Here is a 21,204-nt window from a genome sequence, read left to right on the forward strand (position 1 = left end):
CATCAGAAGGAGGCGGGACAGCTGTCAGGCGAAGTAGAAGCCCTTGAACCCGTAGCTATACACGCGATATATGTAGGACGTATTCAATTCCATATGATATTGGGCTTCGAGCTGGCCGTCGTCGTTGTAGACGCCGAAGATGCCTTGCATGCCCGAATCGACAAAGTTGAGATCATCGGACAGTTCCTGTGCCGAGGAGACATAGGGCGAATACGGCACGTCGAAGGACTGCACTTCGGTATAGGTGCCCGCCTGCTCATCGACCAGATACTTGCGGAACTGGGAGTGCGAGGATTCATCCTTGGATGATTGCGCGGTGGAAATGCCATCGATTACGGTCCAGTCGAAATCCGGGCGGGTCATGGCATAGCCGAAATTATTGTCGAACATGTACAGGTAATACTGGCCGTCGGCAAGCGAATCATCGGCGACATAGGTGATCGAATGCTGCCCGCCGGTGTCGGGGAAGTCGCCATTCTTGGTCAGGAAGCTGTCGGTTTGTTCGAAGCCGGACCATACGGAAGGCTCGCCGATCATATAGTCGAGCGTGGGATCGCTCTCCAGATCATTCACCTTGATGATGGTGGAGGTTTCGCGCGCGGAAAGCAGTGCGGAGCCATCCTCAAGCAGCTGAATGGTGTTGAAATGAATCCAATCCCAACGATTCGAGGCCGTCGGATCGGATTCGTCAATGCCGGAGTGATCGGTTGAAGCCTTGTAGTCGGCGAACATCTCACCGAAGTCCACCAGCGAGGTCACCTCGCCCGAATCGGTATCGACTTTGATGACCTGATCCTGCACGGCATGGTCGTCGCGTGTCAGATCGGTGGCCAACGACACGATATTGCCGTCGGAATCCAACGCATAATCATGGTGAAGAATGTACTGGTCACCCAAGTCGATGATGCGCTCCAGCTTGCCGAGACGATTCATGCCAACAAAGGTTTTGGTGGATGCCGAGAACCACATCAGCCCATTGTCGTCGAACAGCAGACGATGCGCACGATAGTAGAGAATCGGCACCTCGCCGCGCAGCACGCCGTTCGCATCGTAATAGGTCATGAAATCCTGCTCGTCGGAATCATTGCCAAGAATGACGTACAGATCGTTGCCGAGCGTGGCCAGCGCATCGTCGCTGGGGGCGACGGTCGTCTCCAGCTGGACTTCTTCGGAACCAAGCAGGCTGGGGCCGGTTTCGCTTAGCGTGCGGGTGGTGGAGGCACCATCTTCACTGGTGATGGTTAGGGTGATGGTGTTTTTAACCTTTGGAATCAAGCCCAACACCAGGAACTCGTGTTCGGTCGATGCGATATCAGCGTCAGCGGTGTCGCTAGTACTACTGGTGTCGCTGGTATCAGCTGCAAGCGTCACTGTTTCAGCGGCCTCGTCGCTGGTGACCGCATCGGCCGAATAATCCGGATAGCCCTCGGCATGCACCGTGTAGCTGATGGTGGACGGCTCGTCGGTGGTGAAATACACATACAGCGAAGTGGTATTGGTGCCGTAGGGATTGGTTTTGGTGTAGATGTTGTCGACGGTGCGTTCCTCATCGTCGCGCTGCGAAGTCAGCTCATCGTCCATCATCTGCTGGTAGTCGGTGGTGTAGATGTTCTCCACCTGCGCATTCAGTCGTTCGATGCGATGCTGTTTGATGGCCGCGCTTACGTCGTCGCGCGACACCATGCACAGGCCGAGCGCGATGGCTGCCGTGGCGAGAGCGGCGGTGATTTTTATGGCGCGGTTACGGGTAACGATAGGCACGGGTGAACTCCCGGAAAATAGTAGGACACAAAACGATTACGCACCATACTCTAAAGGCCCGTGCCTTGGTGTTGCCGGGGTCACTTGCTGAAAACCCACTGGGATTTTGGTTATAACATGCCGTACACCGCACAGATGGTATGGTGTAGCGTCTGCCTGCGTCTACTACTGCAATAGTGAGAACCAGGATTGAACCTGATACCAGACGCTTGGATTATTCACAATCAGCGAGTCATCACGAGACAATACGAAACAGCTGAGCACCGCGATAATCAGCGTCCAGATGGTCAGCAACGTCACAATCCAGCGGGTCAGCCATCGCCATGGCGTGACATGGGCGATACCATCGCCAGAAACGGCGTCATTCGCACCGGCAAGCGTACGGCTTGGTTCGCGACCATTAACCAGCCACAGCAGACATGGTGCGGCAGCCAAGGCAGCCAGCCATCCAAAATCGCAGGAATACCGCCATCCCAAGCCACCCACATAGCTATCGAACACCACTAAGACGCCGGCTAGCACCAGGCATCCCGTCAGCCAAGGGCGCAGTCCGTGCATCTCCAATTTACGCAGGAACGGCAATGCAAACGCTAGCAGCATCAGCGGGGTGGCAGTGAACAATGCGCCCACCATCACCTCGTAATAGCCCCAAACCGGCATCGGGGCGGGGGAGATGGACAACCAAGGGAAGTGATTGGTGAAGCGCAACGGCAGGAACAGGTAATACCAGATGGTCGCCGGCATATCCTCCAGCGGCGTGGTGTAGCGCGTCATGTCGGAGACGGTGAACTGGTAGGCGTTGCCGAAGTTGAACGGACTGGAGAAACGCACCTGATTCCATACCATCAGCGGCGCAACCACCACGGCAGCCGGCAATATCACCGCCAACGGCGCGTGCAGAGCCTTGCCCCAGCTGATGCGCCGGGCGCGCAGTTCGCCGACCAGGGCGCGAATCTGCGGCCAAAACAAGGGGAACGCCAGCAAAGCCGTCAGCGTGAACGTCGGACGGCAGCCAAAATTCGCCGCAATGCATAATGCTCCTGCGGCAAGTCTGGGCAGAGACAATGGTTTGGTATCGCCAACACTCCAACGGTCGGCTTTGCGCAATGGCCGGGCGCAGGTGTCGGCACCGAGCCAGAACCATAGGCCGAGGCTGGTCAATGCAAGGGAGGCAGCGAACGGCACCTGATAGAAATTCGTGCGATACGCCAGATAGCCAACCTGCGCGCCCAACAGCGCGCCGGTTACGGTAAGTGATGCGGCGGCCAGCGAAGTGGCGGGCATCACCCGGTGCACCACACGCAACACCAGCATCGAGAAGAACACGATGAACAGCATGGTCAGGAACTGTTCGGCAGCGGAAGTCGGCAGTATCATGCCAGTCAACAGACGGTAGGGCACGAACAGCAACGCGGCCGGCAGCACGCCGAAATACGAATACCAGTGGCCGTTGTAGAACGCGTAATCCCAGTAAATAGGGCTGACACCATCCTCCAGGAGTTTCAATCGCGTCGGCACATCATAGGGGTCGGCGGTTTGCGCAAGCTGATCGGGCACCGGCAGATCCAGCCAGGAGCGGCCGGCGATCAGCGAATCCGCCACATGCGCATATTGGTCGAAATCATAGGTATAACCGTTCTCCGTATGGAAAACGAGCGGTTGAGCATGGCGCAACTGCCAGATAATGGATGCGCCAAACGCCGCGCAGACAACCAGCATGATTCCGGTGAACGCCAGCCGCTGGCGCGTGCTGGATGGATTCAAGGCGATGCGCCACAGTCGTGACCCCGGACGCCAAATAGCAATCAGCAGCAGAATTACAGCCATCGCGGCCATGCGCAGGCCGTTGACGGCGAATGGTACGCGCACATTGGCGCGCGCGTCGCTGATCGGTACCACCGCGCCAAGCTTTTCGACAATCCACACGCGCACCGTGCCCGAACCCGACGCTTTGACGATATGGCTGCGCTCCACCGATGGACTCAACCATTGCACACGGCCCGCCTGCCCGCCGACATCCACACGGATATGAATGGAAGAAAGCGGTTTGGAGGACTTGCTGTCGGTGTTGCCTTCGGTGTTGCCGTCGGAGGATTCGGTCGCGGCGTCGGATTGCGTATCGGCCTGCGCCTGCTGATTCGCCTGTTCGATAGCCTCATCGGATACGGTATCGACCCGCAGATAATCCGACGTTCCATCGGCGGTTAATTCAAGATAGGCCTTGGTCGGATCGGTGACACGCAACAGTCCCTCGTCGGTGCGTTGCAAACCGGCGCCCAGCGTATTGTGCACGGCATTCGTGTCGGTACTGGCACCAAGCGTGCGCCAGAACGGCAGATTGAATACGGCACATTCAGCGGCGGCAATCAGCACAATGGCGGCGATCAGCGCGAACAGCAGGCGTTTATGCCCGCGTCGCGCACTGGATTGAGGCGCGTCGCCGCGGTTGACGGGCGTGAGGTTCTTGGCATGCACCCCATTATTCTATAGGCATTACTCTATGGGCTTCATGTCAGGCAAGCAGGGGAGAATGTGAACCATGCCGAAACCAATGCCGAACCACGAACGATTGAGCCTGTCTTCCCTACTGTCAGGGGCGAAGGCGTCAATGGGCGCGCTCGCCGTCGATTTGGGGCTTGCCGCCCCGAGCAAGACGACACACGCCAACCCGTTCGGTGAGGCGCTGGAAGAAGCCAGTGCACGAACCGGCGGCATCATCGATGAATTGACACGCCATGCGATCGCGCTGTCTCCGCTGACCAAACGCCGCACTTTCGCCAAGTTGGAGAACGTTCCCGAAGGACTAACGCTTGGCTGGGCGCAATTGCCCAGCGAGCACAGCCGCGGGTTTTCACTCGGCATCTTCACCGACAAGGATCACTTCGCACAGGTGGCGTTCGCCGACCGTCACGGCCGCGTATTTGTGGGCTCCGACCCCGATATGGACGTGCAGGAGATGCAGCCGCGCTTCATGTTCGGCAAGGAACGTGACCTGGAACTGTCCTCAAGCGCCCGTCTTGGCGGAAATGAAACCCAAGCGAACGGCTGGCGCAACACGCTGCTTGGAGTAAAGCGCGGTGCTGCGGAGGCGATGGGAGCGGCCAAAGCGGCCCTGCATGCCAAGCATTCCGGCCACAATGGGGCTGCCGACACGTCTGGCACGCTTGGTAATGACACCAATGGTGTTAATGGTGTTAACGGTGCTAACGGTAGCGGCGTGAAGGCGGTTGTCGGCGGAGTGGTCGGGCGCGACGACACTGGTCGCATGACCTGGCTTGCCTCATGGCTCAAATCTGGCAATCGGTACACCTTGGAGCAGATGCGCGCCAACTTGCCGGCCGATATGCGCGAGAATCTGGAATACCGCGACGCAATCACCATTGCGTTCTTCGCCGCATACATGCTGCCGCAAATCAACGGGCTGCTTATCGGCTTTGGCTCGGGCAACATCTTCCGCCGTCTCAACCGCGAAGCGCCGATTGGCGCAATCCGCCGCTGCGTGCGCGACACCATGGAAGCCCGCGCCCATGGCATGCGCGCCTCCGGGCTTGAGGATCATTTCGCCGACTTGATGCGCGAAGCCGGCGCACTCGATACCACGCCCGGCTTGGAGGCCGTGCATGGGGCCGAACCGTTGCACCTGTACACCTCGACCTATGCAGGCACGTATTTCTTCACTTGGGACAAGTCGTTGGCATTCGCCCAAGCGCTGAAATCGCTGAAAATTGAAGGTAATCTCAATCGTTTCGCCACAGTGAGCGCATGGTTGGAGCGCAACGCGACGCAAGGAGTGTACCCCACGGAAGACACGGTCACCAGAGCCGAAGCGGCGCAAATCGACATGCGTTTGTTGGAAAATCCGGCGATTATGGCGCTGACGCCGCTTGAAGCGGTTGAGGAGGGCGGCAACGAGATGCTTGCCTTGATGGCGACCGCGCGTCGGCTTGCTATCAAAATCAATGACCAGTTCGCTGATCCGCGCGGGCAAGCCAGCGAACCTTCCGAATGGGTATATCGGCAGACTTTGTCGTCGTTGCTGCGCCGTTTGCGCTTGCCCTATCGTTTCGACGTGGAATTCCGTTCCCATCTGGCGGCTGGCGACGTGGCTCTGGGCTTCACCACGGCGGGTACATCGATGATGCCGGAGAGCCGCTACGATGCTGACCGCCGCACCTGGCGCACGTTGAGCAGCGCCGAACGGGCGACCATGAGCGCCGAATACAATCTGCGCGTCGGTCTGATTATGGCCGCGTTGAGCTTCGGTGCCGATCCGGCGGTGCGCAGCGTATCCCTGCATATTGATTCGATCGGCTTGGAAGAGGCCATCGCCGAACAAGACAGCGCCATCCAAGAGATGATGCGCGAAGCCCTGCTTGCCTTCGAACACATGCGTTCGACTGACGTGGGCCGCGCCGGTTCCAAAGCCGATCCCAAAGACGGCGACTTCCACGGCGACCCGTCCCTGCCGATCACCCATGCGCCCGAAGCGTCCGACGATGCTACGGGCGGCGGCAGCGACGCTACGTTAGGCGATGACAATGCAACGGACGGTGATGCGGCATCTATTGACGCACAGTTCGAGAACCTGATGAAGGGGCTCGATATTGACGAAATGGCCTTTTCCGCAGGAAACGAGGGGAACGCCAATCCAGGGGAGGATGCGTCCGTTCCGTTCACTGTCGGTGCCGAACCTTTTGGCGCCGATGCTGGTGATATGAGCGGGCAGGATGCGCTTTCGGATGGCAATGATGCGGACAACGATCCAATGAGTGCGCTGCGCCGCAACCCCACCGTGCGCAACATGGTTACCGTCACTTTCACGCGCGAGGCCTTCGAACGCAGGCTGCGCGCCGATGGGCTGGAACACCCCGAGGAAACCTACCGCATGTTCGACGCGGTGATGGACGTGGACGGCGAGGGAGGCCTCAAGCCGATCAATGCCGACTTCGACCTGCGCGACAGCCGATTCTCACCGGCGGGATCCCAGGAGGAGCCTGAACTGGCTGAACGTACGTTCGGGCAATCCACCGCGCGCGTGCTGGGCGCCGCCGACAGCGCCGGCCTGGCCATTCAGCGCGTGGATCTGCTGCAGCATGGCGTCAACGCATTCCATGCCATCGCCCGCGATTCCTCACTGGATTCCGTCTCCAAAGCGCAGCAGGCCATGCGCCTGATCGAATCCATCAGCGACCCTGAGCTGACGGCGTTGGCCCCTGAGGTCACCAGCGCGCTGATTGATGGCAAGGATACGCCGGACTTCACGTTCTCCATGGCCGACGATCTTGATAAGGAGCGTATGCGTGCTCGCGACATGCTGTTCTCCGGTCAGGTCGATCAGGCATTGGAAGCGGTCGAGGCCGCTGTCGATGGTCTGGATCAGCGTCTCGCCGCCAATCCTGGTGTGCCGCGTTACTTCAATTCCTATGCCGAGCGAGTGGTGTACAACCGCCTGTTCGCCACGCTGGACGAGCGCACCGTGCTTATTCCCGACAACCTCTTCTATGCGCATATGGAATTGGCCGATGTGCTCAGCCAGATCAAGGGTGCCAAAGCTGCAATTGGGCATCTGAACACGATGGTCGCCTATGCGCCGGCCTATCCGCTGTCGCATTTGAAGCTGGCGATTCAGTTGGCCCGCCTGGAGGATTGGGATTCGGCGCGCGCCGCCTGCCTTAATGCGTTGCGCGTGGCATTGGATCGCGACGATGCAGCCTTCGCCTACTACCGTTTCGCCTATTCGGAATGGATGTTGGATCATTTCGATACCGCGGTCGCTGCGTACATCATGTCCGACCACATTGCCCCCGGTGCCATCGGTTCGCTGGAGGGCGAGTTACAGGAGCTGGTCTCTCGCGCCGACTCGCAGTGCATTCGCGTGCCCGAAAGCGTGGAGGCTGCGGCCCATGTGCTCGCCGCGCATGATCTGCCTGTCTGGCCGCACACCGAGGTAGCCGACATCGTCAACGACGCGGCCCGCGTGTGCGTGGACGAAGGCATGTTCGTGCCGGCCCGCACCCTGTCGGTGGCCGCCGCGCGCATGAACGACGGCGAAGGCGACAATATCGACGTGATCCAGGCCCAATTCCTGCGCTCCCTGTCGGCCTAAGGCTTTTCCGCTTGGGTGTCGCTTACGCGGCTTGCCTGTGTTTTCTGACCGTTTGTATGATTTTTTCCGGCGGTGCCGAGCCGTTGAAGAATTATATTGTCAGTATGACGATAAAGAAGTCGTCATACTGACAATATAGTTCGACTTGTGGGGGAGTGTCGTATTGAGTTTGATACGAATCACCCATATTGAATGGAAAAGAAAATGCAAAAAAAGATTTGGTATCGTGGAATATGTGTTTTTGTTGCAGCAATCGCTGTGATCGCTATGGTATTTATGTACGTACAAAACATGAAAAGTAAATCATCAATTTCTGAGTTTAATTCTCAAACATTAGAGCTTGATCAAAATGATGCATATGTTTCACTTAGTAAAAATGATGATTCGGGATATAATAGGTGGATTCCATTCTATTTTAAATCACACTTTAGCAATCAGCTGTCTGAGTCAGATATTGAGAATGAGTTAAAGAATAATATAAAGGAGGCGAAATTATATTCTAAAGCAGATATGATATATAAAACTGCTGAGTTGGTTTGGACGGTTGTAAAAGTAGCAGGAGAAGAGCAGAATTTAACCTTGGTGCTGTTGCCTAAGGTGGATGAATGTGTTTTTGATAACGAGACAAGAATTACGCGTATTGAATTCATATGTCTTGATGACAAAGTGTTGAATTACGATTTTTCTCAGTATATTCTAGATCAAAAAGAGACGGTTGATGAGAAAGTTTTATCGATAACTTCGACCCCTATGCAGTCGCAGGTTTCTGATCAAGGGGTTGCCTCTATTGATTATGAAATTAGTGGTCAAACAGCTGAAGTTTCAGATGTTTCATATTATTATCCTAATCATTTTGATCAGATTGATATTACTGATAAAAAAATAGTTAAATCAGAAAAAGGAATGCAGGTTCAAGCAAAAGCGAAAATACGATCGGAAAAAATAGTATTTCGTCCTTTTGTTGTCGTTAAAATCGATAACCAGTCTGTAAATCTAGTTCCACCTGTGCCTACGTATTTTGAGTAAAATGACTAATCCTATCTTGTATAGGATTGATTTCAAAGAGGTGAATATGTTGGGAGCTGGAATTCTAATCGTGCTAGAGGTGTGGATTCATGTGTGGTGAGACGATGAAGAAACTTTGGAAAGAACGATGGATGTATTTTGCAACATCGTGGGTATGTGTAAGCTGGATGGTGATATATAATTTAGGTATAGAAGGAATGACGCCACTGCTTTATGGTGAGTTGTCTATTATGGTTTTTCTTTTTTTGGTTTGGCCCTTATATCCAGTGTATGGAAGTATAATCTATGTAGTTTCTAGTATTATTTTGTGGATTATGCCTTTTCCAAGCCTTGGGGCGTACTGGATTTCGACGATGTCATTTTATGCATCGATAATTGTTTTGGGTATGCGTAAGGGCCGTATTCGCCTGTCTGTGATTTGTTTGGTGGTTGTAGAAACTCTGTACTTGGTTACTTCATTGATGCAGTATCAGATAGTATCTGGGTTTTGTTCAATGTTGTTCTTGATATTGCTTGCGTGGACTGTTGGGGTAATAATACGTTTTGCAATTAATAATCAGAAGCAATTGTTGGTAGCTGAAGAAAAAGAACGTTATCGGAGTCGCCAGTTAGAGATGCTGCATGTGTTGCATGATTCCGTTGCTAATGATTTGGTGTATGTTGTTACACGATGCAGAAGTTTAAATTTGAATAATCAAGATAATTTGTTGGATGATATTTGTGTAACTCTTGAACATTGTCTGTCGGAACTGCGTCAACGTGTCATTATCCCTGAGCGTCAACATCTGGAAAGCCAAGAAATTAATGATACTCGTATAGAATCAGAGGTATCTCATAATGAAGTTTATGATATTAAAAAATGTATGTCTGTGATTGGTGGTCATCTGTCTGAACTTGGTTTTATAGGTGAACCGCAATGCTTGGGACCGCTGCGATTATTGTCGAATGATGTTGCTCATGTGATTGTTAACTGTATAAATGAGTTGAGCAGTAATATCGCTAAACATGGTGTGAAGGGCGAATATATTCTTACGGTGGTTGTTGAAGATAGTGCCACAATTATCATTTCGTCGAATAAATGTTCACCTGAATCTAAGGATGCTTTGTCATCATCTTTTTCTTCTGGTGCTGGATTAATGCTACTTGAACAGATGATTCACGATATAAATGGTAGTATGTCATATGGGAAACAGGATGGTGAGTGGGTAACATATATCACTATTCCCCATTACAGAAGTGAAGTGATTTTATGAATGTGAACAATGTCGCTACTGTAGGAATTGTTGATAATGATCCTCTGGTCGCCAAAGCGCTGGAAGACATGTTTACGAATCGTCCTACTCCATTACAAGTAATGTGGAGTGTATGCGATGGGCGTGAAGCTCTTAGCCTTTGTTCGTGTGATGCCATGCGTCCTGAAGTGATTTTTACGGATCTGCAGATGCCTACTATGAGTGGCAAGGATCTTGCTAACCGTGTTACGACACATTGGGCGAACGTGTTTATGATTGGCATAACTGCATTCAATCTTACATATACACGCCAAGAACTGATTGAAGCTGGAATCAAAGCTGTTTTGCGTAAAGAGGCAAGTGTGCAAGAATACGTGCACACAGTTGGCGTGGTGACCGGTAAGGATTTTCTTCGGACTTGGGAAGAACGATCGTTAGCTGCGAGCCGGATGTTGCTAACAGATACAGAAATCACTGTGTTGCGTGAATACTTGAAAGGCCGCACAACCAGCTCGGTTGCCAGATTGCTGCATATGAGCGAGGGCACAGTCAAAAGCCATATGAATAATGCGTATTCAAAAATGGGCGTGCATTCAAGAATCGAAGCAATCAAGGTATGCATTCAGGAGGGGCTGCTGTAACTGGCCCAGCCAGCCGGTAAGATGGGCTCCCATGAGCACGAACGAAACCGAACAACTGGCATGGGATTTCGACGAGGGGGATGGCGACGTCATCGTCGTCGATGAGGGTATTGCGCGTTTCGCCCCGGGCAGTGAGCAGTGGATCGCCGCCCTGCAGGCCACCGACGACGATGCGACGCGCCTGGATCGTCTGGATGTGAACACGCTGAGCGCCGAAGCCGCCGCCCGCCTGTGGGCGCGCGTGGCCGCTTGGGTGGAAGCCGATCAGATTGCCTACTATATTGACGATGCTCCCGTAAGCTCCGACGCCGCCTATGATGCGCGCATGCGTTGCCTTGAGCGGCTGGAAGCTGCCTTCCCCTCGCTTGATAACCCGCAGTCGCCCACACACCGCGTCGGCGGCACCTTCTCCAATGATTTTGCCTCTGTACGCCACCCCAGCCGCATGATGAGCTTGGATGACGTGTTCTCCATCGAAGAGCTGCGGGACTGGTACGATTCGGTGATTCGTGATCTTGACTGGCCCGAATCCAAGCCCCTGCCGATGAGCTGCGAAGTGAAAATCGACGGTCTGGCACTGAACCTCATCTACCGCAACGGCGTGCTCGAGCAGGGCTTGACGCGCGGTGATGGCGTAACCGGCGAAGATATCACGCTGAATGTGCGCACCATCGGCTCCATTCCGGCCAACCTTGCGGGTCCTGCCGAAGATGTGCCCGAATTTGTGGAAATACGCGGCGAAGTGTTCATGCGCTGGGATGACTTTCATGCCTTGAACCGACAGCAGGAGGATGCCGGGCGCGCGCCGTTCGCCAACCCTCGCAATGCGGCGGCCGGCTCCCTGCGCCAGAAGGATCCGCGCATCACCGCCACCCGTCGGCTCTCGTTCTACGCGCATGGCATCGGACGGCTTGACTGGGGGCAGGGTCGCGCGGCCGACACCCATGATCAGGTCAACGACCAATCTGAAGCCTACGAGCTGTACACCAAGTGGGGTGTGCCTGTTTCCCCGCACAACCGTTCGGTTTCGTCGTTCAATGAGATCCTTGACATGATCGACTATTACGGCGAACATCGCGGCGATATTGAACACGCGCTCGATGGCATTGTGGTTAAAGTTGACGATCTCGCTTTGCAGCGCACGCTGGGTGCCACCTCGCGTGCGCCACGTTGGGCTATCGCCTACAAATACCCGCCTGAGGAGGTCAACACCGAACTGCTTGACATTCGCGTGCAGGTGGGCCGCACCGGCCGTGTGACGCCGGTGGCGATTCTGAAACCTGTGTATGTGGCCGGCTCCACCGTGGCACGCACCACGCTGCACAACGGCTTCGAAGTCAAACGCAAGGGCATTTTGATCGGCGACACCGTAGTGGTGCGCAAGGCCGGCGACGTGATCCCCGAACTGGTCGGACCGGTACTCGAACGACGCAAGGGGCGTGAAGCGGAGCTGCGTGAATTCGTGATGCCCGAATACTGCCCGAGCTGCGGGGCGCGCCTTGCTCCGGCCAAGGAGGGTGATAAGGATATTCGCTGCCCGAATATGGAATCGTGCCCCGCCCAGCTGACCGAGCGTGTCATCTCACTGTCGATGCGCAAGGCCTTCGATATCGAGCATCTGGGCGAACAGTCGGCAATCGCACTGACCAACCCCGAAGACAACCGCCCCGGATCGGTGGCGGAATATGCGCCGAATATCACGGAAATCCTTGTCGCTCCCGGTGAGGAGCCGGAACCTTACGAACCGGTGCCGGGACTGGAATTGCCGGCGGTGCAAACGCCGACGCTCAAATCTGAGGCCGGTGTGTTTTCTCTTACGGCGGATGATCTCAAAGATGTGCGCGTATGGCGTGAAACGCCGATTATCGAAGTGCGCGAAACCATTGGCGCGAACGGCAAACCCAGAAAAACCCGCAAGCGTATCGGTGGAGCCGGCCTATGGCATCAGGTGCCGGCTTTCTGGACCGCACCATCCCCGGCCACCAAAGTCAAAGCCGGTCAGCCGGATGACCCACGCTACCCCGGCTACGATGTACCCGCTGACGCCGTGATCGTGCGCGAGGAAACGAAACGCACACGCGACGGGCAGACGGTGGTGCCAATCATCGTCAAACCGATGGAAAACACGCGCAAAATGCTGCAGGAGATTGACAAGGCGCGTCACGCCGACTTGTGGCGTGTGTTGGTGTCGCTGTCCATCCGCCGGCTTGGACCGCCCACCGCACGCCTGATCGCTTCGTCGCTGGGATCCTTGGAAGCGATTGAGCAGGCCAGTGTCGAAGACTTGACCGCTATCGACGGCGTGGGTCCGGAAATCGCCGAATCGGTGGTCGGGTGGTTCGCCGCCGCCCGCGAACCGGGGGATTGGCGCGGCGAAACGCTGCGCGCATGGAAGGCCGCCGGCGTGGGCATGGACAAGGCCGAAACCAGTACGCTGCCGCAAACGCTGCAGGGGCTGACGGTGGTGGTTACCGGTTCGTTGGAAGGCTATTCGCGCGACTCCGCCAAAGAGGCGATTATCGCGCGCGGAGGCAAGGCCGCGGGCTCGGTATCCAAGAAAACCGATTTCGTGGTGGTCGGCGCGAATGCCGGATCCAAAGCCGCCAAAGCCGAAGAACTCGGCGTTCCCATGCTTGATGAGGCCCAATTCGCCATATTGCTTGACGAAGGCCCGGACGGACTGTGACATCGTGCCTGCACGTCGTCTGAATCACACAGGCGGCGTACAGGACTCTGGCGTGGGAGCGCATAAACCGCTAGGGTGGTAGGCGGTTTGCCGAACACAGTGGATTGTTACAGTAATTTCCTAAGGGAGGGTTATGAGCAGCGCACGCCAGATCGAAGCGGACATTTATGAACGATTGAGCCGGGTTATCGACCCGGAACTAGGCCGTTCGGTCACCGACCTGGGCATGATCGCCGCCATCGAGGCCGCGCCCGCAGACGGCCGGCAGGACGCTTGGGACGTGACCGTGCAAGTCGAGCTGACCGTGCCCGGTTGCCCCCTAAGCGAAACTATCACCAATCAGATCAACGGCGCGGTGAGCTCCTATCCGGGCGCAACATTGACCCCACACATTGAGGTCGGTTCGATGAGCCGCGACAAGCTCGCCGATCTGGTAGCCGGACTCAAAGCCGAACGCAAACAGAACCCGTTCACCAAACCGGGCGTCAAAACCCGCATCTTCGCCATCGCCTCTGGCAAGGGAGGCGTAGGCAAATCGTCGGTGACGGCGAATCTTGCCGCCACATTCGCTGCGATGGGCTATGACACTGCGGCCATCGACGCTGATATCTATGGCTTCTCCCTGCCGCGCCTGTTCGGCGTGACCACCCAGCCCACCAATTTGAACGGCATGCTGATGCCTGTCACCGCCCACGGTGTCAAACTGATTTCCATCGGCATGTTCGCCGGCGCGGATCGGGCGATTCTGTGGCGCGGCCCGCGCCTGCAACGCAGTCTTGAGCAATTCCTCTCCGACGTGTGGTGGGGGGAGCCGGACGTGCTGCTGCTGGATATGGCCCCGGGCACTGGCGATATGGCCATTTCCGTGGCACAGGCGTTGCCCAACGCCGAACTGGTCGTTGTCACCACCCCGCAGCCGAGCGCCTCCGATATCGCCGTGCGCTCAGGCCTGGTGGCTCTGCAGGTGCCGTTCAAGGTCAGGGGAGTGGTGGAGAACATGTCGTATTACGACCATAAGGGCGAGCGGCTGCATATTTTCGGCGAGGGCGGAGGCCAGCGGGTCGCCGAACAGCTCAGCCATGATTTGGGCTATGACGTGCCCCTGATGGCGCAGCTGCCGTTGCTGCCCGAAGTGCGCGAAACCGGCGAAGCCGGGCGTCCGGCGGTATTGGACAACGAGCAGGTCGCTGAGATATTCAGGAATCTGGCCACCGAACTGATGGGCCACTGATAACGAGGCGATAAGACACAACAGATAGCGGCGGAGGGCTCGGAAACATTCGTGCGATGTTTCCGAGCCCTCCGCCGCTAATGGTTTGTATGTATTACTTATTGTCGTTGTTGTCGCTATCGTCGCCTTCGTCAAGCAGCTTGGACAATTCCGCATCCCAATCGATGGTCTCGCCGGATGCTCCGCCGCCATTCGCAGCCGGATGCGCGGAACCAGCGCCGCTGGCAGGCGTGGGCTTGTCGCCTGGCAGCGCGGGCAGCAGATCCGGATGCGACCACTTGGCGTCGCGATCTTCCGCACCTTCCGCAGCGGTGATCATCTCCCACAATCCTGCAGCCTCGCGCATGCGCTTGGGGCGCAGCTTAAGACCGAGCAGATTCTCGAAAGTGCGTTCAGCCGGGCCTCCCATAGCCCGCTCACGGCGCATCATCTCACGCAATTGCTCGATATGCGGCAGGTGAGCCATGCCGGCACGCCACACCACGCAATCCACCCAACCTTCAACCAAAGCCAACAGGGCTTCCAACGAGGTCAGCGCCTCCTGCTGCTCGGGGGTGTCGGGAATACCGACCTTGGCGAGATTCACCGCGCCGGAAATCGATTCGGGATCCATACTCGCCGCATCGCGCAGCTGCTCTTCCATGGCATCCAAATCAATGGTGATGCCACGGGCGTATTTGCCAATCAGCGCTTCGAATCGCGGCATCAGCCACGGCACCGAAGCATAGAGGCGCGCGTGCGCCATCTCCTGCAAAGCCAGGAACGAGAGCACCTCATCCTCAGGGATATGCTGCGCGGTGGTGAAGCCGGCGAATGCCTGTTCGAAAGCCGCAGCCTGTTCGGCGGATTCAGCGGAATCCACCTTTCCAGCCTCATCGGCTGAAGCGTCGGCAGCGGTCGTGGAATCGGCATTGGTGGGGGCGGTAAAACCAATCGGATTGGATTGTGCGCTGGTCTGTGCATCGGTCTGCATGTCACCAGTCGCAGTGGCCGTCTCACTGGTGCCAGCGGGCTGTTCGCCGTTCAATGACTTGGCATATTCAGCGGCGTTCTGCACAATCAGCGCACCGGCCGGATTCTTCAACAGTGCGATGCCCTGATCGAAACTGCCATGCACTTCATGACTCAAATTGCCGGCGGCATGCCCAAGCTGCATAGCGAAGGAAGTATTGCCCAACAGTTTCATCAGTTGCGCCGGATCCTTCATGCCATCGGGAATCGGAATCGGCACCGGGCCCGCGAACATGCCGGCCACCTCGCCTTCGCCGAACATGCCGCCCAGACGCTCGCCAATCACCGAAGCCAGCGCATCGTTCATCGATTCGGCCACAGGCGCCGCGAACGTGGCCCACTGGTCGATTGTCTGCTCAACCCATCCGGCGCGGGTGAGCACTTCGGGCTCGCCGGGAGCGGGATTGAAATCACAGGTGGAATCCAGCCACAGGTTCGCCTCACTCATCGCGCGGCGCGCCCGCTGCCCATCGATTGCCGACACGCTGGACTGGCTGCCTGCGGCATTCGCCTGCTGCAGCGCGATGGACTTGGCAAGCTTGACGTTAATCGGCCCCTCTTCAACCGTGCGCTGCATATCGCCCATGGTATTGAGCCCGCCGGCGGTGAACGCGGCCATCATCTGCTGCACTTCGGCTGGATTGGGCAGACGGCTGGCATCCTGGCTCATCAATTGTTCGCGGATTTCGGCGGGCAGCTGACTGATTTGCTGCCATGCCATCTCACCCTGAACCGGGCCGAAGCATTTGATCAGCCATTCGTGAATCGCGTTGTCGTCCATGCGCATCCTTCTGTTCGCCGCGAAAAACGGTATTGTTATCCCACGGCGCACAGGGTTTGAGCCGGCGTGCCGCGGGTGTACACATTCCCAAGTGTAGGTTGTGGGTGCGCCCGTTCGCTCGAAGCCAAGGAATTGCGCGTGTTCTGCGCATGCGTCGCCCCGCGCATACACTGGTGATTATGCGCCCACACCACACGATGCAACCTGATACGAGGCAACCGGCCGTTGAGCCTGCCAATAAGCCAGACAACGATTCGCTTGATATGAATCTTGATATGAATACTGACGCGCAGCCGATCAATGCACAGCCCGAAGCGCAGCCGCAGCGCACCGGCCGCGTGCGTCGTTTGAAAACTCGCGTCACACACTACTTCGCCACCCGATCCGTAAGGTATCTGGCCGGTTTCTTCGCCGTGTTGCTGGGGGCGGTGATCCTGCTGCTGCCCAGCCCCTATGTCATCGAAATGCCCGGCCCCACGCAGGACGTACTCGGCAAGGTGAGCGAGGGGGAAGTCATCGCCATATCAGGCGACGGGGTGACCATCCATAAGGATTCCGGCAAACTGCTGCTGGTCACGGTCAGCGCTTCGGGCGTGCCAGGCTACACAATCACCAACGCGCAGGCCGTCTGGGGGTGGGCGAACCCACAGGTTGAGGTCACGCCGCGCGAAGCGGTGGTGCCAGTTGGGCAAACCGCAGACGAATACCAGCAGGAGGTCGACAACGACATGTCCGGCTCCCAACAGTCGGCCAGCGAAGTCGGCCTGGCCTACGCCAAGCAACACGCCGACGAACTCGGCATCGACGCCGCCACACTCGATAACGCAAAAGTCGAGATGCACGTCGATGAAATCGGTGGACCTTCGGCCGGCATGATGTACACGCTGGGGCTGATCGACAAGCTCACCCCCGCCGAAGAAAGCGGCGGCAACGTTATTGCCGGCACTGGCACCATCGATGCCAAGGGCAAGGTCGGTGCCATCGGCGGCATACGCCTCAAAATGCTGGGCGCCAAGCGTGACGGTGCCACATGGTTCCTGGCACCCGAATCCAACTGCGATGAAGTGGTGGGACACGTGCCCGAAGGTTTGCGCGACGTCAAAGTCGCCACGCTGGACGAGGCGTATCAGGCGCTGGTGGCCATCGGCAAAGGACAGGGCGACACGTTGCCACACTGCGAGGCGTAAGCCAGCAAATTCCGCGTCATATTCCGGGCACGTTAACATATTTGTTCGCTACGGCTTGCTATTGTGTCCCCTGTGAATCAAACGGCATCACAGAACGCTGAAGAATTCGGATTTGAGCCCGGCGACATCGTCCAGGAATGGCTCTGGGATGATGACGTGGATGACTCAATCCGCGCCAAGATCGAGGAGCTCACGGGTGAGGAACTCGTGGACGAAGACTATGATTCCGCCGTTGATGGCGTAATCGTCTGGTGGCGCGACGGCGATGACGAGGACGAATTGTCCGATACCATCGTCGATGCCTACGCCGTGCTCGGCGACGATGGCCCGCTGTGGGTGCTCACCCCTAAGCCAGGCCGCACGGGTGCCGCAAGCTCCTCCACCGTGCAGTCCGCCGCAAAAACCGCCGGTATGAACGCCGCCACTCCGCTCACCGTAAGCCCGGACTGGAACGGCATCCGCCTGCGCGCGTTCGGCAAAGGACGCTGACAGCCACGCGGACTCCACACGATTCGCACGATTCTGTCTGGCGGGTCTGCCACAATCACATGCTGTGCGCATGACCTGCCCAACGGTTCCGTAGCTCAGTTGGTTAGAGCACCGCCTTTACACGGCGGGTGTCTCCGGTTCGAGTCCGGACGGAACCACCCTCTGCCTGTGCGCGTCGCACGGCATCATTTCGTTGTTTCGCCAAGGCCCGTTACCTGTTACGACACGCATTGTGTCTCCAATGATCGGGCGATACAGTCCACCTGCGTCGCAAATATCACGTATTGTTAAGGCAGACTATTTCATCCAGCAGGAGGTTAACAAGCCGATGGCGCAAGAACTTCCCGGCATCGCACGTGCGGGCAAGCGTAAGTACGGGTACGACCCTGCCCAGGTAGACGAATTCCTCGAACATGCCCATGCCCTGTATGAAAGCGAAGGACCGACCCTCAGCCAGCATGACATTCAGGACGTCTCCTTCGACGTGGTTAAGAACGGTTATGTGATCGCTCAGGTTGATGCTGCGTTGGGGCGTCTCGAACGTGCCGTGGTCGACAAGCAAACCGAATGGGAGATTTCCCAGCATGGGCGTGTGACCTGGAAGGCTCAGACCGACAAGCTGTACCGTCAGATCGCCGATCATGTGGCAAGGGCCGAGCGTGAACGATTCAGGCCCGGCACAGGCAAGCAGCCTTCGTACGATCGCAAGCAGGTTGATCGTCTTGCCGATCAAATCGTGAACAAAGCCGCCGCCTCGCTGGGCCTTGACGGTGCAGGCTCGGAGGATGCGCGCGCATTGGCGGATCTGACCGCAGCCTCGGTGAACAATGTGGTGTTCACCCAGCGTAAAGGCAAAAAAGGCTATGACGAGCGTCAGGTCGACTACTTCCTGAACTCCTGCGTGCAATTGCTGAGCCGTTTGGAATCCTATGCACGTGTGGCCGATTATGTATCCGGCGATGCGGATGGCGCCCACGCTGATTCCTTATCGCATACTGGTACCGCGGCGGCGAACGGCGGTGTTTCCCCGTTGTTCGCTGATGGTGCCCGACAGTATCAGGCCGGGGTGTCCGCAGCTGGAGATGACGTTGCCGCCGAATCCTTCGACGCGCTGCATCAGGCCGAACAGAGCCTGTTCGCGGCTTCGGCTGCCGCACAGCCCTCCAATCCGATCTCCTATACCCCCGTCGCTGCTGCCACGCAAACGCCGTTGGCAGCATTGGTCGCCCCGGTGCCGCCCGTTGCGCCTGCGCCACCTGCCGCGCCGAAACCGGCTGTTCTTTCCTCTCAGACGGCAACCACCGGCGATGATGACTCCGCCAAGAATATTTCCAGCCAGGAGCGAACCGAGATTTTGCGCCCCTTGGCAAGCCCAAGTGCTGCGGCGGCCACCGGTGCCGCTACGGCTGAAACGGGACGGGCGAATGCTATGCCGCCATCATTCCCCACCAGCACGCATGGTGAGTCCACCGCTGAGACTTCTGCCACTGCTCACGTCGATACTGCCCAAGAAACGACACGACAGGCTGTGCCGGCACCTCAAGTAGATATGATGGCGCAGGATAATGCCTCATTGGCCGCCTTGGCACAGATGGCCGAATCCACACAGGAAACCCCCGTGGTCGATACGTCATCCTTTACCCCCATGATGCCTGATCTTGATTTGCCCAGTTTGGACATTCCGGATCTGCATTTCCCAACGCTTGACGATACTGGTGATGATGTCAAGCCCTTCATAACCGAACCAAAGAAGGAACAGTGAACCAAGCCAATTCCACCGTCGTCATACTCGGATCCACCGGATCCATTGGCACTCAGGGCTTGGATGTTATCGCCCGCCATCGTGATCGGTTCACCGTTACGGGACTGGCGGCAGGCGGTGCCCATATCGACTTGCTGGCCCAGCAGGCCGCGCAATTCCATGTGCCCGAAGTAGCAGTATTCGACGCTACCAAAGTGCCTCAGCTCAAGGCCGCGCTCGAACAGGCGGGCGCTCACCATACGCGCGTCACCGGCGGCGCGGATGCGGTGATTTCACTCGCCGGCTCCGGTGCCGGTGTGGTGCTCAACGGCATCACCGGCTCCATCGGACTGGAGCCCTCAATCGCGGCGCTGCAAGCCGGCTCACAGCTTGCCCTGGCCAATAAGGAATCCGTGGTGGCCGGCGGGCATTTGCTGTTCGACGCCAGAGTGCGCCAACAGCAGATCAACCCCGTGGACTCCGAACATTCCGCGATCTGGCAGTCGCTGCGAAGCGGCACGCATGGTGAAGTGGCCAAACTCGTGGTCACCGCCTCGGGTGGCCCGTTCCGGGGGCGCACACGTGCTGAAATGACTGACATCACCCCCGAGCAGGCCTTGAATCACCCCACATGGCATATGGGGCCTGTGGTCACCATCAACTCCTCTACGCTGATGAACAAGGGCTTGGAGGTGATCGAGGCTTCGCGTTTGTTTGACGTGCCGCCCGACCGCATCGAAGTGACCGTGCATCCACAGTCCATCGTGCATTCGATGGTGGAATTCCAGGATGGTGCCACCATCGCCCAAGCTTCGCCGCCTGACATGCGTTTGCCCATTGCTTTGGGCTTGTCGGCGCCCGACCGCATGGATCATGTGGCCGCTGCCTGCGACTGGACCAAAGCCGCCACCTGGACCTTCGAACCGCTGGATGATGAGGCATTCCCCGCCGTGTCGCTGGCGCGGCATTGCCTTGCGGCTTCCGAAAAGCATACGGCTGTGCTGAACGCCGCCAACGAACAGGCCGTGCATGCCTTCCTCGAGCATCGACTGCCTTATCTGGGCATTGTGGACACGGTGCAGCGCGTGCTTGATCACATGGACGCTGAGATGCGCGGCAACCCGCTGTTCGCCAGCGTGGAGGAAATGAGCCAGATCGAGCTGGAAGCCCGCCGTCTGGCCGACGATCTGATAAACCGACAGTAGTGATGCGCCACGGCGGCTCCCGATTGGGGAGCAAGCCGTGCCGTCGTTCGCCGCCGCGCAGACAGTGTTGCACAGCGGCGAACGACGGCGCAAACGCGAGACGAACC

Annotated in this window: 13 protein-coding genes and 1 tRNA gene; 11 read left to right on the forward strand and 3 right to left on the reverse strand. The window is 57.4% G+C overall.

What is annotated here, in order from left to right; all coding sequences use genetic code 11:
• Positions 1–24: 24 nt before the first annotated feature.
• Both G1C95_RS00140 and G1C95_RS00145 read right to left on the reverse strand, forming a co-directional pair.
• Positions 25–1,683 (reverse strand): aryl-sulfate sulfotransferase, encoded by a 1,659-nt coding sequence (locus G1C95_RS00140; protein ID WP_169171464.1) that lies wholly within the window; start codon positions 1,681–1,683, stop codon positions 25–27.
• 243 nt (positions 1,684–1,926) lie between these two features.
• The gene (locus G1C95_RS00145) at positions 1,927–4,161 is read right to left on the reverse strand and encodes a hypothetical protein (RefSeq protein ID WP_169171465.1); all 2,235 of its coding nucleotides are present in this window, start codon (positions 4,159–4,161) and stop codon (positions 1,927–1,929) included.
• A 139-nt stretch (positions 4,162–4,300) separates the two neighbouring features.
• Between G1C95_RS00145 and G1C95_RS00150 the strand changes: the two genes are divergently transcribed.
• The 6 genes from G1C95_RS00150 (at position 4,301) to G1C95_RS00175 (ending at position 14,683) form a co-directional block, all read left to right on the forward strand.
• On the forward strand, positions 4,301–7,867 hold the full coding sequence (locus G1C95_RS00150; RefSeq protein WP_169170939.1) for a tetratricopeptide repeat protein: 3,567 nt from the start codon (positions 4,301–4,303) through the stop codon (positions 7,865–7,867).
• Positions 7,868–8,071: 204 nt separating this feature from the next.
• Positions 8,072–8,893, forward strand: a complete 822-nt coding sequence (locus tag G1C95_RS00155) for a hypothetical protein (protein ID WP_169170940.1) — start codon at positions 8,072–8,074, stop codon at positions 8,891–8,893.
• Between the two features lie 89 nt (positions 8,894–8,982).
• Positions 8,983–10,146 carry a sensor histidine kinase gene (locus G1C95_RS00160; protein ID WP_169170941.1) on the forward strand — a complete coding sequence of 388 codons (1,164 nt, stop codon included), beginning with the start codon at positions 8,983–8,985 and terminating at the stop codon, positions 10,144–10,146.
• A complete protein-coding gene (locus G1C95_RS00165; RefSeq protein ID WP_169170942.1) occupies positions 10,143–10,766 on the forward strand; it encodes a response regulator transcription factor in 624 nt (207 codons plus the stop codon). Before G1C95_RS00160 ends, G1C95_RS00165 begins: the two co-directional genes overlap by 4 nt.
• A 31-nt stretch (positions 10,767–10,797) precedes the next feature.
• Complete coding sequence (gene ligA, locus G1C95_RS00170) at positions 10,798–13,452, forward strand: NAD-dependent DNA ligase LigA (protein WP_169170943.1); 2,655 nt, start codon at positions 10,798–10,800, stop codon at positions 13,450–13,452.
• Between the two features lie 133 nt (positions 13,453–13,585).
• Positions 13,586–14,683: an Mrp/NBP35 family ATP-binding protein gene (locus tag G1C95_RS00175; RefSeq protein WP_169170944.1), complete on the forward strand. Its 1,098-nt coding sequence runs from the start codon at positions 13,586–13,588 to the stop codon at positions 14,681–14,683.
• Between the two features lie 94 nt (positions 14,684–14,777).
• Here the strand turns inward: G1C95_RS00175 and G1C95_RS00180 are convergent, their stop codons facing one another.
• Positions 14,778–16,475 carry a zinc-dependent metalloprotease gene (locus tag G1C95_RS00180; RefSeq protein WP_169170945.1) on the reverse strand — a complete coding sequence of 566 codons (1,698 nt, stop codon included), beginning with the start codon at positions 16,473–16,475 and terminating at the stop codon, positions 14,778–14,780.
• A 263-nt stretch (positions 16,476–16,738) separates the two neighbouring features.
• On the opposite strand from G1C95_RS00180, the gene G1C95_RS00185 reads away from it, so the two are divergent.
• The 5 genes from G1C95_RS00185 (at position 16,739) to dxr (ending at position 21,097) form a co-directional block, all read left to right on the forward strand.
• Positions 16,739–17,662, forward strand: a complete 924-nt coding sequence (locus tag G1C95_RS00185; RefSeq protein WP_240947349.1) for a YlbL family protein — start codon at positions 16,739–16,741, stop codon at positions 17,660–17,662.
• Positions 17,663–17,734: 72 nt separating this feature from the next.
• The gene (locus tag G1C95_RS00190) at positions 17,735–18,151 is read left to right on the forward strand and encodes a DUF3052 domain-containing protein (RefSeq protein WP_335341380.1); all 417 of its coding nucleotides are present in this window, start codon (positions 17,735–17,737) and stop codon (positions 18,149–18,151) included.
• A gap of 84 nt (positions 18,152–18,235) precedes the next feature.
• Positions 18,236–18,309: transfer RNA gene (locus tag G1C95_RS00195), tRNA-Val, on the forward strand.
• A 170-nt stretch (positions 18,310–18,479) separates the two neighbouring features.
• A complete protein-coding gene (locus tag G1C95_RS00200; protein ID WP_169170948.1) occupies positions 18,480–19,913 on the forward strand; it encodes a DivIVA domain-containing protein in 1,434 nt (477 codons plus the stop codon).
• Positions 19,910–21,097, forward strand: coding sequence for a 1-deoxy-D-xylulose-5-phosphate reductoisomerase (dxr, locus tag G1C95_RS00205; protein WP_169170949.1), 1,188 nt, complete (start codon positions 19,910–19,912; stop codon positions 21,095–21,097). Before G1C95_RS00200 ends, dxr begins: the two co-directional genes overlap by 4 nt.
• Positions 21,098–21,204: the final 107 nt, after the last annotated feature.

Origin of the sequence: Bifidobacterium oedipodis (genome assembly GCF_012932425.1) — a bacterium.
Classification (GTDB): Bacteria; Actinomycetota; Actinomycetes; order Actinomycetales; family Bifidobacteriaceae; genus Bifidobacterium; species Bifidobacterium oedipodis.